General features: G+C 53.7%; 8 protein-coding genes. 5 read left to right on the top strand and 3 right to left on the bottom strand.

From position 1 onward, the window contains the following. Positions 1–81 precede the first annotated feature (81 nt). Both ACN0YN_RS14165 and ACN0YN_RS14160 read right to left on the bottom strand, forming a co-directional pair. Positions 82–1281 carry a pyridoxal phosphate-dependent aminotransferase gene (locus ACN0YN_RS14165; protein WP_417385669.1) on the bottom strand — a complete coding sequence of 400 codons (1200 nt, stop codon included), beginning with the start codon at positions 1279–1281 and terminating at the stop codon, positions 82–84. A 239-nt stretch (positions 1282–1520) separates the two neighbouring features. Further along, entirely contained in the window at positions 1521–2339 is an 819-nt protein-coding gene (locus tag ACN0YN_RS14160; protein WP_417385668.1) for a hypothetical protein, read from the bottom strand. A 321-nt stretch (positions 2340–2660) separates the two neighbouring features. Here ACN0YN_RS14160 and sppA point away from each other — a divergent pair, with 321 nt between their 5' ends. Together sppA and ACN0YN_RS14150 are read left to right on the top strand one after the other, a co-directional pair. After that, positions 2661–4496 carry a signal peptide peptidase SppA gene (gene sppA / locus ACN0YN_RS14155; RefSeq protein WP_417385667.1) on the top strand — a complete coding sequence of 612 codons (1836 nt, stop codon included), beginning with the start codon at positions 2661–2663 and terminating at the stop codon, positions 4494–4496. A gap of 72 nt (positions 4497–4568) precedes the next feature. Next, on the top strand, positions 4569–6899 hold the full coding sequence (locus ACN0YN_RS14150) for an FG-GAP repeat domain-containing protein (protein WP_417385666.1): 2331 nt from the start codon (positions 4569–4571) through the stop codon (positions 6897–6899). An 11-nt stretch (positions 6900–6910) separates the two neighbouring features. On the opposite strand, the gene ACN0YN_RS14145 is transcribed toward ACN0YN_RS14150, so the two are convergent. Further along, positions 6911–7930 carry a DUF368 domain-containing protein gene (locus ACN0YN_RS14145; protein WP_417385665.1) on the bottom strand — a complete coding sequence of 340 codons (1020 nt, stop codon included), beginning with the start codon at positions 7928–7930 and terminating at the stop codon, positions 6911–6913. Between the two features lie 173 nt (positions 7931–8103). Here ACN0YN_RS14145 and ACN0YN_RS14140 point away from each other — a divergent pair, with 173 nt between their 5' ends. From ACN0YN_RS14140 to ispE, 3 genes are all read left to right on the top strand, one after another. Continuing rightward, positions 8104–8538, top strand: coding sequence for a hypothetical protein (locus tag ACN0YN_RS14140; protein ID WP_417385664.1), 435 nt, complete (start codon positions 8104–8106; stop codon positions 8536–8538). A gap of 88 nt (positions 8539–8626) precedes the next feature. After that, positions 8627–15586 carry an excinuclease ABC subunit UvrA gene (uvrA, locus tag ACN0YN_RS14135; RefSeq protein ID WP_417385663.1) on the top strand — a complete coding sequence of 2320 codons (6960 nt, stop codon included), beginning with the start codon at positions 8627–8629 and terminating at the stop codon, positions 15584–15586. A gap of 353 nt (positions 15587–15939) precedes the next feature. Then, entirely contained in the window at positions 15940–16857 is a 918-nt protein-coding gene (ispE, locus tag ACN0YN_RS14130) for a 4-(cytidine 5'-diphospho)-2-C-methyl-D-erythritol kinase (protein ID WP_417385662.1), read from the top strand. The last annotated feature ends 31 nt before the right edge of the window (positions 16858–16888 follow it).

The raw sequence follows: 16888 nt of genomic DNA, 5'->3' as shown, positions 1-16888 counted from the left end.
GAGTATCAGTGAAAAACAAAAACACCATCCTGAGAAATCGGGATGGTGTTTTTTATTTTGTCAGAACATTTTATTGAACTGTTATGCTGGTGACAGGAACTGTTCGATACGATCGAGGCCAGCTTCCAGTGTTTTCAGGTCCGTGGCAAACGACAGACGGACATATCCGGGTGCTCCGAAGGCATCGCCGGTGACCAGCGCGACATGGGCTTCTTCCAGCAACGCCGTACAGAACTCGCTGGAGTCGGTGACCACTTTGCCGCCCCCCAGTGGTTTGTTGAAGTGGGCACTCACATTGAAGAACGCATAAAACGCACCCCCTGGTTCCGCGAAGCTGATGTCCGGGAATTTTCGCAGGCGCTCCAGCACATAAGCACGACGTTCTTTGAACGCGGTCAGCATGTCTTCCACGCTTTCCTGGGGACCAGTCAACGCGGCAATCGTCGCGGCCTGACTGATGCTGCAGGGATTGGAAGTTTCCTGGCTCTGCAGTTTGGTCATCGCGGCGGTCAGTTCCGGGCTGGCCAGAGTCCAGCCAATTCGCCAGCCGGTCATCGCGTAAGCTTTACTGACGCCACTGACAATAATCGTGCGTTCTGCGACTTCCGGGCCGAAGGAGGCGAAGCTGCGGAATTCGGAACCTTCGTAGATCAGTTTTTCATAGATCTCGTCCGAGAGAACTGCCACATCTTTTTCAACCGCGACCTGCGCCAGCGCTTCCAGTGTTTCCACCGGGTATGCGGCTCCCGTCGGGTTACACGGGTTGTTGAGCATCATCAGCTTGGTTTTGGGTGTAATGGCAGCGGCGAACTGTTCGGCACTCATGCAGAAGCCGCTCTCTTCTGAAGTTTCCACCATCACGGGAGTGGCTCCGGTCAGTTCGACCAGCGCACTGTAGCTGACCCAGTAGGGAGTCGGAATGATGACTTCATCCCCGGGTCCGCATAAGGCGGTCAACACATTATGAATCGAATGCTTGGCACCGTTGGACACAACCACCTGGTTCGGCTGATAGCTCAAACCGTAGTCACGCTGATACGCATCGCAGATCGCCTGTTTGACTTCGAGCGTTCCGGCTGCCGGCGTGTAATGTGTCTGGCCGGCATCCATGGCGTCTTTTGCCGCCTGGCAGATATGAGCGGGGGTGGTGAAGTCTGGCTCTCCCAGGGTGAACTCGTAGACTTTGACGCCTGTGCTTTTTAATTCTTTGGCTTTTGCTGCAGCGGCAATGGTCGCGGAAGGTTTGAGTTTCTGAACAGTAGCTGAGAGCTGCATCGACATAATGGTGATCTTTGTTCTCTGGTTGTATAAAAGTTGGTGGATCTGAAAACTGATATCAGATCTCGGAAGTTCCCCCACGCAGACACGGGAGGAGCGAAGAAGTTCGTAAACACCTGATTCTTTTCACCTGTGGGGACAGCGTCAAGTCTCGGGTGGCATTGTTTGCAAATCGAACCGGAATCCCGCCTGAAATCGGGTCAGGCAGGACAGGAAGTCGCAGTGTAGAGTTCTGGCTGGCTTCAGCGTGAGGCCGGCAGTTCGCTTTCCGCGTTTTTACCCACTTCGTGAGCCGACATGTTCACCTGAATCAGTGATGTCTGTTTGAATTCGGTGCGGGGACGCGTTCCCCCCTTGGTTTCGCGTGTGATCACGACCGTCCATTTGGCAACGCCGAAGGGAAATTCGGAAGTGCGCCAGATTTTCCCCTCGTTTTTCGAGCGGGTCGTTGTGCTTTCGCTGGTGAAGGTTCCCTGGTACTCTCGTGCGGAGACGGTTCCGGCCGGCGTTTCCACACTGGCAGGTTCTCCAACGGAATCCCACTGGGTGTAGTGTTCCAGCATGGTGATCATGGGGTAGAAGCGAAGAATGTTGGTTTTCAGCGGTTCGACTGGTCGGTCACCGATTTTGCGATAACCGCGGACAATCGGCAGAAATGTAATCGGCAGTTCAATTTTACCAATTGTCGCTTTGATTTCACCGCTGATGGCTTTTTCGGGAACCAGCACTTTGTAGATCCGCGGGCCGGAAACACCGGGCGCGACTCCCGATTCTGTTGATTTGCCGGTGATACATTTGAATTCCAGCCAGCGACAGGCGGTCTGTTCCCCTTCATACTCAGCCATTTCAGAACCGACGGAACTGATGATCAGATGCCGTGTCCATTGCAGTTTGATGTTCAAATCGTTGGATTCGGGGCCCGGCATCTCTTTTTCATAGGTCCCTTCAAAGCGGACCCAGGAGCCGTCGGCGGGCAGTTCCCAGATCAGTCCCTGTGCAGAAAGGGAACCCGAGAAGGAAACAACGCAGATCAGTGACAGAAGCAAAGTACGTACGGACATGTTTGTAAAACCACAGTGAGTACAGGGAACGGAACTGTGACCGGAGATCACGCGAGCAACCAGCTGTTCCAGTGTGACAAATGATGCATCCTCTGACAACACTTTTTGGTTTTTCCCACAGGAATTTTCCGAAGCCAACACATTTCAGTGCGTATAACGGGAGCATCAGTCAACTCTTTCTTGACCGTAGCCTGTTGTTCCACTTAGACTGCTTATAGCAGTTAATACAAATTTAACGTTTACCAGAGTGATCTCTTCTGCTGCAGCACAACGCTTCTGGCTCTGCAAACAATACATACGTCCCGATTCTGGAGATTTCTGATGTCGATGCCTGTTCATAACAATCGTTGGTTCCTTGTGGCGCTGCTTCTGGGATGTGCATTACTTCTGACTCCCCATGCCGCCTCCGCAGCTGACAAGGACAAAGCTGCTGACAAGGCTGAAAAAGAAGAAAAACCAGTCCGCGAAAACTGGGCACACATGGTGATTAAAGGCTCGTACCCCGAAGGCCCGCAGATGCCCGGCCTGTTCGGCGATGTCACCGAGTCGCTCTCCAAAGTTGTTTCACGTCTTGAAAAAGCGGCGGAAGATAAATCGCTGACCGGCGTGGTACTGCATTTCAAAGGGACCGAGCTCGGCTGGGCCAAATTGAATGAACTGCGCCAGGCAATCAAGAAAGTCCGCAAGAGCGACAAGAAAGTCTTCGCCTGGATCGAATCGGGAATGACCAAAGATTACCTGATCGCGTCCGCCTGCGATCAGATCGTGATGCCCGAGTCGGCTTCGCTGATTCTGCTCGGGCTGCGTGCGGAAGTCAGCTTCTATAAGAATCTGTTCGACATCCTGGATATCAAGCCCGATATCCTGCGGGTCGGCAAATACAAGTCGGCGGCAGAACCTTATACACGCACCGAAATGAGCGACGCGTTTCGCGAAGAAATGGAAGCGCTGCTCGATAATTATTTCGGGCAGATCACGAGTATGATCTCCGAATCACGGGGAATGTCTGCTGAGAAAGTCGAAGCGGCTATCAACGGCGGTCCTTATATGGCTGCGGAAGCAAAGAAGCTCGGCCTGATCGATCACATCGCCTATGAAGACCAGCTGCCTAAACTGCTCACGGGTAAGAACAGCAAAAACGACGTCAAGCTGATCAAAAAATATGCGAAGAAACGGGCCGACACCGACTTCTCCGGCATCGCCGGGCTCATCAAGCTGATGGACCTGCTGGCCGGCATCGATTCTTCACAGCGTATCGGCTCCGGTCCGCGGATTGCCGTCATCTATGCCACGGGAGCCATCATGTCCGGCTCGTCTGCTCAGGGAAGTCTGCTGGGCGGCAACGTCCTGGGTTCAGACACCTTTATCAAAGCCGTTAAGAAGGCAGCCGACGATGACCAGGTCAAAGCCATCGTGGTCCGCGTCGACAGTCCCGGCGGCAGCGCCTTGGCCAGCGATCTGATGTGGCGGGCCCTCGAAGAAGCCGGCAAACCGATTGTCGTCAGCATGGGCGACGTCGCCGCCAGTGGTGGCTACTACATCTCCATGGGGGCCGAACGCATTTTTGCCGAACCCGGTACCCTTACTGGTTCGATTGGTGTCGTGGGCGGCAAGCTGGCGATTGAAGGCCTCTACAAAAAAATCGGCATTACGACCAGCGTCATCTCACGTGGCAGTAACAGTGGAACCTTCAGCCCGCTGACTGGTTTTACGGAATCAGAACGGGTTGCCGTCACCGGCATGCTGAATGCCATCTACAAACAGTTTACCGAGAAAGCGGCCACCGGTCGCAAAATGGACTACGACAAACTGGAAGCACTGGCGCGAGGTCGCGTCTATACCGGCGAAATGGCGTTGAAGCTCGGACTCGTCGATCAACTGGGAACACTGGACGAAGCCATCGAACACGCCCGCAAGCTGGGGAAAATCGAAGACGGTGCGAAGTTTGAAAAACTGATTCTCCCCCGACCGACCAGCCCGTTCGAACAGTTGTTCGGACCCGTGGACGGCGATACGCAACAACGTCAGCAGGTCTCCCGTCTGCTCGATTCCCTCGCACCAGGTCTGGCTGAACAGGTGAAAAAAATGGACCTGATCAATTTACTGTCTCGGGAAAAGTTGCTCACAATTATGCCATTCGAGATTCGCGTCCAGTAATGATTCTGGTTATGCTGATCGAATTTTAGAAAATCAACACGTCGCAGTTAAGATAGACAGCAAGGAGACAGGATGTTAAACGGCTCAAGCAAATCAATCAGAATTCTCAGCCTTGTATTATTGGCAATCTACTGCGTCGCCGCTGATGGCTCGCGTGCTCACGCGGATGAGAAAGCGAGGCTGGGAGATTCTTACGGCTTTAAACCGCTGGAACTCTTCAAGCTCTCCGACCGCTCCTCCAACATGCTGGCCGAAGATCTCAACGGGGATGGCCTGAATGATCTGATTCTGATTGATAACAGTAACAGCCGCATCGATGTCCTGCAGCAGCGTGCTCCCGGCGAAGAAGTCACACCCGATGAGATGTCAGACGAAGTCAACGCCATTCCCAATGATGCCCGTTTAAAGCACATCAAAATTCCCGTGGATGTCTCCATTTCTGCGCTGACCGTGGGCGATTTTAATGGTGACGGACTCAAAGACCTGGCCTACCTGGCTCTGCCGGACCGTCTCATTATTCGCTATCAGACGAAATCAGGTGAATGGTCGGACCGCAAACGTATCCGTCTGGCCGATCTGCAGTCCACGCAATGGACGATTGCCGCCGGTGATTTGAATCACGATCAGAAAACCGATCTCATTGTCCTGGGCACAAATCACACCTATGTCATCCTGCAGGACCAGAAGGGGGAATTGAAAACCCCTCGCTCCATTCTGAATACATCGCCTAAACTCGGGCTCGCCGCCATTGCGGATCTGAATGGAGACGGACGCAACGACTTTACGTACGCCACCCGCGACGGCAAAGATCAGATGCTCTGTGCCCGCTTGCAGAAACCGGATGGAAATCTGGGGCCGGAAATCCGCTTTGAACTTTCCAATCCCCGTTCGGTGACTTTATCAAACATTGACGGCAAACCCGGTTCCGAAATCCTTACCATCGATTCGCAGACCGGAAGAATGCGTATTCAACAGCTGGAAAAATCGGCGACTCAAAATGGCGATCTTTCCAAACGACTGACGATGTACGGCTTCGGTGAAGAAGGTTCGGGCCGAAATCGCGGTTTCGATCTGGGTGATATCAACGGAGACGGAATTACCGACGTCGTGGTCTCCGACCCGGAAACCGCGCAGATGCTGGTCTACCTGCAGGCGAAAGACAGAGGCCTCGATCTCGGGCAGACCTATCCCGGACTGCTGGGAGTCGAACAGTTACGCATTGAAGATGTCAACGGCGATGGACGGGCCGAAGTGTTTGTTCTCAGCGAACGGGAAAAGATTATCGGCGTCAGTTCGTTTGAAAATCAGCGACTCTCGTTCCCCAAAATCCTGCCGGTGAAAGGGGAGCCTGTTGCCTTTGAAATGGCCGACCTCGACGGCAACCATTCTCCCGAGTTGATCTATGTCTCCCGGGTGGAATCGAATCAGTATAAGCTGCAGGCATTGAAATTGAATCCGGATGGTACCTGGGTCGAGTATCATTTTCCCAGCAATCCTCCCAACCTGGAAAACCCGAAATCATTAGTCAAACTCGATGCCAACGGCGACGGGATTTTTGAGCTGATGGCGTTTTACGGGCTCTCCCGTTCTCCCAAAATGATCACCCTGACTCCCAAACAGACGCCGCAGCTGATCACTCCTTCCGGGGGAATCAACCTGGATGAGATCAAACCGGAATCCATTTTCATAGGCGGCCCGAAACGGGACTGGATTCTGACTGCTCAGAACAATTTCGCCCGTAGACTGGTGTTGAATTCCGACAATCAGTGGCAGGTGCTCGATCAGTTCAATGCGCCGGAAAGTAAAGCCCGCGTGGTCGGAGCCGTCAACATTAACCTGGATGGTGAACCCGGTGACGAAATCGTGCTGATCGATCTGGGAGTGCAGAAGCTCCGCATCCTGCGGAAAGAATCCAACGTGTATCGTCCCTGGAAAGAAGTCGAGATCGGCGAATTTCCTTTCCTGTCCGCGCATGTCGCTGACCTGAATGGGGACCAGCAGTCTGATCTGGTTCTGTTTGGTCGCGGCCAGTTTGGAATACTCTACTCAGGCCAGACCCCTCCCACTTTGAAAGATGTCGCTTCGTACGAATCCAAAATTCCGCAGGCCTATTTTACCGACTCCGTGGCCGGCGATCTGAACGGCGACGGGCAGTCGGATGTCGTCATTCTGGATCTGCGCACACACCAGGTGGAAATCCTGAACTTCCAGGAACACGAAGGGCTGAAGCACGCTTTGAACTTCAAAGTCTTCGAAGAGAAAACCTTTTCGCGTTCCAACCAGTCCGGCGTTGATCCCCGGGAAGCCGTCATTGCCGACATAACCGGTGACAATCGCAAAGATCTGATCCTGTTATGCCACGATCGCGTGTTACTCTACCCTCAGGATGATGGGAAAAAATAATCGCAGTTCGATCAGAGTTCTGATGTGCCATGCATGGCGTACTTTTGTGAGAGATAATCCAGCCCCCAGATTAAAAGGGCGGCGAGGATGATGAGCACAATCGAAGCCCAGAACTGTCCGTCAAAAGCGGTTGGCCAGACATTTTCATAGATCCGATGTTTGAACGGAACCATCTCGGGCGTCTGGTCGGCGGTGTAGGGGGTCACATCTACTTTGAACGGCCAGATTCGTCTGAGCGATCCGACCATCAGTCCACATAAGACGGCCATCGTCAGCGTGTGGTAGTTGTGCAGCAGCCAGCGCAATACCTTGCTGAACAGGATCAGTCCAATCAGACAGCCCAAAACAAACACAACCACGGTCAACAGACCGCTCCAGTCGATATTGCCTTTGAGCAGTTCCTTCGGGATCGTTTTCAACAGGCCTGTGACGTCGTGATATTTTCCCAGCAGAATCAGAATTAACGCACCACTGATGCCCGGCAGGATCATCGCGCAGATCGCAATCATGCCACAGAAAAAGACATACAGGTTTCCCTCGGGAGGCTGGATCGAATGTTCGCCCACCAGGATGTAGACGCCCGCCATTGATGCCAGAAAGGCCAGGACATTCAGTACGGTCCAGCGCTTGACCATCTGCGCGACCAGATAACTCGATGCCAGGATCAGGCCGAAGAAAACGGAAAGCGTCAGTTGCAGATGGTAGTCGAGCAGGTAATGCATCAGGCTGGCCAGGCTGACGACCCCCGTCAGAATTCCCACTCCCAGCGGGAGCACAAACCGCAGATCCAGATGCGTAGCCACGTCAGACCACTGTCGCTTCGCCAGCATTTGAAACAGCCGGGCGTCGCAGTGGCTAATGGCGGTTACCAGTCGCTGATAGATGCCCAGAATCAACGCCACCGTTCCACCGGAAACGCCGGGAATAATATCCGCGCCTCCCATGAGCAGCCCGCGACCCACCTGGATCAGATCAGCTTTCGCAGGAAACTTCGGGGCCGTTTGTGAGGCGGGCTGTGTGGAATCGGACATCAATAATCCTTGATTTAATGGACAAAAGATTTTTCACGGTAATTATTTTTACGCCAGCAATTGAACCGGGCAGGCGGGATCAGCTATCTTTAGTAGAGACGAGAGTGTAGTGTAGTCAGGCAATTCTGAAAAGTGTTGATTTCTGGACCTCCAGCAGCAAAGCGAAGTGAACCATGAAAGGCCCCGGATTAAAGCTGGATCTTGATGTCAGACGGCTCTGGAAATGCCCCCAGACCGGAAAGACGATCCGTTTAAGCGGCGATGTCGTTGCCAAACCGGTCGAAGTGGACGGAAAAACCGTCTTTATGCAACTGGTTGAAGAAAAACGCAAGCAGTATCGGGATCCCTTTCATTTCGAATACTATGAACCGCCGGCTCACGATCAGTCTTCGTCCGAACGCGCCGCTGCTGCAGCCCGTTCCCAGGAAGAACCGGAGGCAGCTCCGCTCGCTGCGCCGGTTGACAATGTCAGCGATGACTCTATAACTGAAGTGGCGTCAGCAACTCCCCTTGATCAACCGGAAGCGGCTTCCCCGACTCCCGCGGAGGCAGAGCCGCCTCAGCCTGCTTCAGAAGAGGAAGACACATTCGGCGGCGGGTTGCTGTAAGCCTGTTTTGAATGCCTTGCGTTCACTTTGATTTCCATTCCACCAGCGAATTTCAGCGCGGCGTCAGCCGATTGGTATAACGCGGTCCATGTCACAAAAAGATATCATCATTACCGGTGCCCGTGAGCACAATCTGCAGAATGTCAGTGTGCGGCTCCCCCGGAATCAGCTGATCGTCATGACTGGCGTGAGTGGCTCCGGGAAAAGTTCACTCGCCTTCGATACCCTGTACGCCGAAGGGCAGCGGCGGTATGTCGAATCGCTGTCCAGTTACGCCCGCCAGTTTCTCGGACAGATGCCCAAACCCGAAGTCGATGCGATTTCCGGGCTGGCCCCTTCCATTTCCATTCAACAGAAAATGAGTGGCAGAAATCCCCGCAGCACCGTGGGGACGATCACCGAAATTTACGATTACCTGCGCGTCCTGTTTGCCCGGGTCGGGCAGGGCTTCTGTGAAAATTGTGGCAAGCCGATCAGCTCGCAGAGCAGCGAACGCATCATCGATTCGATTGCACTGCTCCCCGATAAAACCCGCTACTCGATTCTGGCACCGCTGATTCAGCAGCAGAAGGGGGAATATAAAGACCTGTTCGAAGATCTGCTCAAGCAGGGCTTTCTCCGCGCCCGTGTGGATGGTCGCATCATTCAACTCTCCGATCAGCTGCAGCTCGACCGCCAGATGCGTCACACGATTGAAGTCGTCATCGATAGACTTGTCGCCGGCAAAGTCAGCCGCGCCCGCCTGGCAGAGTCGGTTGAACTCGCTTTAAAACTTTCCAATGGCACCTTGATTGTCGCGACGGAAGTCTCGAAGAAAACCGAGAACAGTGAGAGCGAAGAAAGTCTGCAGGATAAACTCTACAGCTCCCGTTATGCCTGCACCGATTGCGGCATCAGTTACGAACCACCGACGCCGCAGCTGTTCAGCTTCAACAGTCCGCTGGGGATGTGCAGTGAATGTAACGGGCTGGGTATGCGGTACGATTTTCCGCTCGACGCTTTGATTTCCAAGGAGACTCTGTCGATTCAGAAAGGGGCCTTCGAACTTTTAGGGCCGCTCAGTAAAGTCGGTAAGTGGCGCCGCCACATTTATAACGGCGTGGCCCGCTCGATTGAGAACGATCTGAATCTGCCTGAAGACAGTTTTCTGAAAATCCCCTGGAACGAACTGCCTGCCGTCGCACAACAGCAGTTTCTGTATGGAACCGGCGACCGCAACATTACGTTCAGCTGGCGGCATTCGGGAGGCATCTGGAAACATGGCGGCACCTGGGACGGCTACGTCGAAGAACTGCTGGAAAGTTATCGCAAAACCAGCAATCCCATGCGGCGCAAACAGCTCGAAAAATACATGGACTTCGTCCTCTGTTCCAGTTGTCAGGGAACCCGCTTGAATTCCCAGGCCCGGCATGTGCGGATTACTTCGCTCAACAATGTCGGTACCAGTCAGCAGTCGCATTCGGCAAAAACACTCCCCGAAGTCTGCGCCTTCAGCATTGAAGAAGCCGCCACGTTCTTTGAAACACTCGATCTGGACGAAACCGGTCTGCTGATCGCCGATGAAGTGCTCAAAGAGATTCGCGGCCGACTTGGGTTTCTCCTGCGTTGTGGCTTGAATTATCTGACTTTGGATCGAACCGCACCCACACTCTCTGGAGGCGAAAGTCAGCGCATCCGCCTGGCCGGTCAGATTGGCTGCGGTCTGGTAGGCGTCGTCTATATCCTGGATGAGCCTTCCATCGGCCTGCATCCCCGCGACAATACCATGCTGCTGGAAAGTCTGTGTGATCTCCGCGATCAGGGTAACACGGTCATCGTGGTCGAACACGACGAAGAAACAATGCGGGCCGCCGATCATATCGTGGACTTCGGTCCCGGTCCGGGAGTGCGTGGCGGATACATTGTCGCCGAAGGTTCGTACCAGAATGTGCTCAAGGCAAAAGAGAGCGTCACCGGGCAGTTCCTGTCGGGGAAAGAGAAAATCGAAATTCCCGAGCAGCGGCGGCCGCTCGTCAAAAAAGATTCGATCGTCATCAAAGGGGCGACACATCACAACCTGAAAGAGATCACCGCCCACATTCCCACAAAGGGTTTGATCTGCATCACCGGCGTGAGCGGTTCCGGCAAGAGTTCGCTCGTCAATGATATCCTCTGGCCCGTATTGAATAAGAAAGTCAACAAGGGGAAAGGGAATCCGGGTGCGCATCAGAAAATCACCGGACTGGAACTGATCGACAAAGCCATCGACATCGATCAGTCCCCCATCGGGCGGACTCCGCGATCCAATCCCGCGACCTATGTCAAAGTGTTCGATCTGATTCGTGACCTGTATGCGAAGCTCCCCGATTCGCGGATGCGGGGCTACAAAGCGGGACGGTTCAGCTTCAATGTGCCCGGCGGTCGTTGTGAGGCCTGTGAAGGGCACGGCGCCAACAAACTGGAAATGGACTTTCTGGCGGATGTCTGGGTCCCCTGTCCAGTGTGTGAAGGCCGCCGCTTTCATCATGAGACGCTGGAAATTCGCTACAAAGGGGCCAGCATCGCCGAAGTGCTGGAGATGGATATTCAGCAGGCGATTGAACATTTTCAGAATGTGCCCAAAATTCTGAAGCTGCTCGAATCGCTGCACGATGTCGGCCTCGATTATCTGAAACTGGGTCAGCCTTCGCCCACCCTGTCAGGTGGAGAAGCACAACGGGTGAAACTCGCCCGCGAACTGGGAAAACGTTCGACCGGCAGTACGTTTTATCTGCTGGATGAACCGACGACCGGCTTGCATTTTGCCGATGTGAAGCTGCTGCTCAAAGTTCTGCATCACCTGGCAGATGCCGGGAATACAGTGCTGGTGGTCGAACATCATCTGGATGTGATTAAAACCGCCGACTGGGTGATTGATCTCGGCCCCGAAGGGGGTGAAGGGGGAGGCACGATTCTGGTGGAAGGGACGCCGGAAGAAGTCGCCGCCTGTCCCTGGTCGTACACCGGACTCGCATTGAAAGAACAGACCGACCTGGTTCCTGCGAAAACCGTCAAAGGGAAAAAGAAACAGACACTGACGTTAAACAATCCGCATCTGCGCTGGCAGTCGGCCAATACAAAGCAGAAAGGAAAGTCCAACGGCGACAGCACACAGATTACCATCCGCGGAGCCGGCCAGCATAACCTACAGAACCTGGATCTGCAGATTACCCGCGACCAGATGAACGTCTTCTGTGGCCCGAGTGGCAGCGGCAAGACCTCCCTGGCGATGGACACGCTCTACGCGGAAGGGCAGCGGCGTTATGTGGAATCCCTGTCCGCGTATGCCCGCCAGTTCCTGGGTCAGATGCCCAAACCCAAGTTCGAACACATTCACGGACTGTCGCCCGCGATTGCCATCGAACAGAAAACGACCGGCCATTCCCCCCGCTCCACGGTGGGAACGGTTACAGAAATCTATGATTATCTGCGCGTGCTCTATGCCCGGCTGGGAACGATGTACTGCCCTGACTGCGATGTTCCCGTCGAAACGCAGACGACCGACGAAGTGATTGAACGCATCCTCGCAATGGAAGCAGGCACCAAACTGCTGATCCTGGCGCCCGTGGATATCAACGTGGGACAGGCCTACGAAACGCTCTGGGAAAAATTGCGCACGCAGGGTTTTCTGCGCGTCCGCATTGATGGCGTGACCTATCGCCTGGAAGACGTTCCCGATATCGATCGTCGTCGTCGCCATGAAGTGGAAGTCGTGATCGACCGCATCACCGTCGCTGCCAAAAACCGTTCGCGAATTGCCGATTCCGTGGAATCCGCATTGGCGCTCGGCGAAGGGCTGATGTATGCCTGCTACTGCGATGATGAAGTCCCCGAACAGGAATGGGATTTCGAAACGTTCAGCCTGTTCTACTTCTGCGATCAGTGTGGTCAGAGTTTCGAAGAGCTGACCCCTCACAATTATTCGTTCAACAGTCCGCTGGGCTGGTGTGAATATTGTGAAGGACTGGGAACCGAGCTGGGGACGAACCTGTCGGAACTGATTCCCGATCCCAACCGCAGCCTGCAGGATGCCGCCGTCGCCGCCTGGCCCGATCCGCGGACGAATCCCGAATTCAGCAAGACACTGGACGCGATTGCAAAGCAGTTCCGGATTCCCCTGGATGTTCCCTTCAATCAGTTGAGTGTCAAGCAGCAGCGGTTCGTGTTGTACGGCGATGAGGATCGCTGGATTCCGCTCGACGAAGCAGGCACGGTCCAGTTCCAGTATAAAGGTCTGTACCCGGCCATCGAAGAAGCTTCGCGACTCTCGTTCGGTTTTCGCAGTCGCCTGCAGGAGATGACAGGGGAAGTTCCCTGTTCGGTCTGTAACGGGAGTCGTCTGCGTACGGATGCCGCCGCAGTCCGCTTTCAGGGCAAGACCATCGGTCAGTTTTGTGATCTCCCCCTGAAAGATGCCCTGGCATTTATCAAAAAAGCAAAACTCGACAAACGGGAAAAGCAGATCGCCGGAGATTTGATCAAAGAAGCCACAAGTCGCCTGCAGTTTCTGGTCGATGTGGGACTCGAATATCTGACCCTCAGTCGACCGCTCCCCACGCTGTCGGGTGGAGAAAGCCAGCGGATTCGTCTGGCGGGACAGGTGGGACGCTCGCTGACGGGCGTATTGTATGTGCTGGATGAACCGACGATTGGACTGCACCCCCGCGATAATACGCGATTGATCAACACACTGAAAAAACTTCGCGATATCGGCAACACGATTGTGATGGTTGAACATGACCGGGAAGTCCTGGAAGCCTCGGACTGTCTGTATGACTTTGGACCGGGTGCAGGCCGCTTCGGGGGTACGATTGTCGGCAAAGGTTCGCCGAAACAGCTGAAGCGCAAAAAGAAGTCACTCACCGGACAATATCTCGCGGATCAGCTGGCGATTACGCTGCCTCAGGAACGCCGCGTGATTTATGAAAAGCAGGGCAAGACGGAGACGCCTCTTTCGCCCACCGGTCACTGGCTGGAACTGAAAGGGGCCCGGCAGCACAACCTGAAGTCTGTCGATCTGAAAATTCCGCTGGGATCATTTACCTGTATCACCGGCGTATCGGGATCGGGTAAGAGTTCCCTCGTGGAAGAAACACTGGCCCGCGCTGTCACCAAAAAACTGCATCGCTCCAAAGAAGCCCCCGGCCCACACGATGATCTCTTGGGACTGGAGCAGATCAACAAAGCGATTATCGTCGATCAGAAACCACTGGGGAACACGCCTGCCTCCAACCCGGCAACTTATACGGGCGTCTTCGATCAGATCCGTGAACTCTTTTCACGGCTGCCGGAAGCCAAAGTGCGCGGCTATCAGCCGGGACGCTTCAGCTTCAATCGTTCCGGCGGTCGCTGTGAGGATTGCGAAGGAAACGGTCAGCGCTGTATCGAGATGCACTTCCTGCCTGATGTCTGGGTGACCTGCGAAACGTGTAACGGCAAGCGTTATAATCAGGAGACCCTCTCGGTCAGATACAAGGGAAAATCGATCGCGGATGTGCTGGAAATGTCGATCGGCGAAGTCGCCGAGTTGTTCAATAACATTCCCGCGATCCGCCGCACGATGGAAACGCTGTGTGCGATTGGTCTGGATTATCTGACACTGGGGCAATCCGCGCCGACACTTTCCGGCGGTGAATCGCAGCGGGTGAAACTGGCCGCCGAACTGGCGCGACCCAGTACCGGTAAGACACTGTATCTGCTCGACGAACCAACCACAGGTCTGCATTTCGACGATATCGCCAAACTGTTGAAAGTACTCAACAGCCTGGTCGAACTCGGAAATACGGTCATCGTCATCGAACACAATCTGGATGTGATCAAAACAGCTGACTGGCTGGTTGACGTGGGACCGGAAGCGGGAAGTGCCGGCGGTCAGATCATCGCTGCAGGAACTCCCGAGAAACTGGTGGAGCATGCGCAGCAGTTTCGGAAACAGTCTTCGTCAGCTCGCAGCGGAAATTCGAAACAGGCACCGTTACTCAGATCGTATACGGGAGAGATCCTCGAACCGATTCTGTCTTCCGGAAAACGCGAAGCGCGTGAGATTTTTGATGCCCAGAGTTTGAGTGAGAAACAGGAAGGGGATCTCGATCTCAAACAGATTGGCCGCGATGCCCAGATGCCCTGGCAGAAAGAGGGCCGCCGCTGGCATACGCAGGATCATATGTCACTTTCCGGCGCTGCCTGTCAGTGGGAAGGTGCTGCTTTAGAAAGCGTGATCGACTTCATTGAAAACAAAGAGGGTTTCGGCGAGATCAACTGGAACCATCGCAGCATTGTCGAAGTGAATGGTCCGGTGAAAAAACAGGGCTGGTTCCTGCATGCGAATACGGGCGATGAATGGCTGCTGCGGCTCAGCTTCCGCGTGAAACGGAACACATTCAAACAGGAGGGGCTCCGCGATCAGCTGGCGTTGAAGTCGCTGGATGATCTGGACGAACTGCCGATCTACGGACGCTCGAACCGGGTTCGCGTAAAAAATCTGAAAGGTCCCTGGCAGGAAGTCAGTCTGACGATTCACTGGGAAGAAGAAATTGCCACGCCTGGATTCCAGGAATTTCTGGAGACCGCCTCTGAATCGTATCTCGGTCTGATTCAACGTGATGAAATCAAGCCTGAAGAAATCATGCCCTGGAAAGTCTTGAAGAAGAAATGGCATCTCTCCCGGAAAGGCTTCCCCAACAATAAACGGGTCCACTGGGATGCGGCGCTGCTGGAGTCATTATTTGAGCTGCTGGAACAGACATACCCCGAGGCAACGATTCAGTGGGACAGTAAGTCACTGGTCAATCTGTCGCATGTGGGGAAGAAGAAGCCATTTATGACCATTCATACCAAACGCCGCGAAGGCGTGGATGTGACACTGCAGGGAACCGCGGGCAAGATTACTCTGGGTAAGATTGCTGACTTGGGGGACGAGCGGGAGATAAAAACGGATGCCCGGGGGAAAGAACAGGCCCGCATCCGCTTCTCGCAGAAAAAACAGGTCGAGTCAAAATCGTTCAAAGCGCTGCTGGCCTCGCTTGCTTAAGTGTCGCACGTTAAGAGAACTGCGTGCGGAATTCCCCTGTTTGCTAGAGGGAAATCGCGTCAGCCTGGAAAAGATGTTGACGTTTTTTCAATGAACAGATAGGATACTTTCTGTGGTGATAGTCTTAGACTGTGTCCAGTTTTACTGTGGCGTCTCCAGAGTTATTTGGATCGAGTATATTAGATTGATAGACGCTATGGTTAAATGTGGTTCGCTCTAATTCACCTCGTCGTATACAAGTCGAAACTTAATCAGGTCAAGCAGCTCTTTTCTCTCACAACTCAAAAGGTGAGGACCTGTTCAATAAACGATGAAAGACTCGTTATCAAGTAGGAATTTTGGAATTGTGACGGATGCTATTCGCTTACTCCAATCCTGGCACCCTGACCGTTCAAGCTCCTGCTAAGTTAAATTTATTCTTAAGCATCGATGATAAACGCACCGACGGCTTTCACGAAATTACTTCGTTAATGCTGTCGGTAGGAATATACGACACTTTAGTTTTCACGGAGGAACCTTCAGCAGAAGTCGAGTTGCGTGTAACCGAAGCCAATTCACTTCTCACTCCTTTCAAACAAAACCGGCAGCGTATCCCCGCGGGTGAAGAGAACCTGGTTGTGCGAGCAATCCGGTTGCTTCAGGAACACACGGGGCAACAACAGGGAATTCGCATTGAGTTGATCAAACGGATTCCAGCGGAGGCCGGCCTGGGAGGGGGATCGAGTGATGCCGCTGCAGCCTTATTTGCTGCCAATAAACTCTGGCATTTGGGACTGTCGATTTCAGAACTGTGTGAAATCGCGGCGAAACTGGGCAGTGACATTCCTTTCTTTCTGACAGCCAGCCATAGTGCCGTCTGTCGCGGGAGAGGGGAGATTATTGAACCTGTTTCTGTTCCCCAATGTCTGCATTTTGTTGTTGCTCGACCCGAGTCGGGGTTATCAACGGCAGACGTTTATCGGCACTGTCGAGTGGGAAGCCACCCGAAAAATCTGGTTGAGGATCTGGTTGGCAATCTGGCTTCCGGTCAATTTCATGCACTATCCCGCCTGATGTTGAACGATCTGCAGGCACCCGCCGAAAAACTGAATTCCGATATATTAATTCTGAAAGATTACTTCTCAAAACAGTCCGTTTTGGGGCATATGATGAGTGGAAGTGGGACTGCCTACTTTGGAGTCTGCCAAAACAGAGCACAGGCATCTCAGATTGCTGCGCGATTACGATCCACAGTGAAAGGGCATGTATTTGTTGTCCAGAACCGCCTATAGATGAGCATTTTTAAATTTGGCACAAATGGAG

It is taken from the genome of Gimesia sp. (assembly GCF_048260065.1).
Classification (GTDB): domain Bacteria; phylum Planctomycetota; class Planctomycetia; order Planctomycetales; family Planctomycetaceae; genus Gimesia.
Note: the sequence above shows the minus strand (reverse complement) of the source record. Positions and strands in the feature narration are given on the sequence as shown.

Excerpts from the sequence above, each read along its gene's own strand:
- ACN0YN_RS14165 (WP_417385669.1), bottom strand. The coding sequence starts at position 1,281 with ATGTCGATGCAGCTCTCAGCTACTGTTCAGAAACTCAAACCTTCCGCG.
- ACN0YN_RS14160 (WP_417385668.1), bottom strand. The coding sequence starts at position 2,339 with ATGTCCGTACGTACTTTGCTTCTGTCACTGATCTGCGTTGTTTCCTTC.
- sppA (WP_417385667.1), top strand. The coding sequence starts at position 2,661 with ATGTCGATGCCTGTTCATAACAATCGTTGGTTCCTTGTGGCGCTGCTT.
- ACN0YN_RS14150 (WP_417385666.1), top strand. The coding sequence starts at position 4,569 with ATGTTAAACGGCTCAAGCAAATCAATCAGAATTCTCAGCCTTGTATTA.
- ACN0YN_RS14145 (WP_417385665.1), bottom strand. The coding sequence starts at position 7,930 with ATGTCCGATTCCACACAGCCCGCCTCACAAACGGCCCCGAAGTTTCCT.
- ACN0YN_RS14140 (WP_417385664.1), top strand. The coding sequence starts at position 8,104 with ATGAAAGGCCCCGGATTAAAGCTGGATCTTGATGTCAGACGGCTCTGG.
- uvrA (WP_417385663.1), top strand. The coding sequence starts at position 8,627 with ATGTCACAAAAAGATATCATCATTACCGGTGCCCGTGAGCACAATCTG.
- ispE (WP_417385662.1), top strand. The coding sequence starts at position 15,940 with ATGCTATTCGCTTACTCCAATCCTGGCACCCTGACCGTTCAAGCTCCT.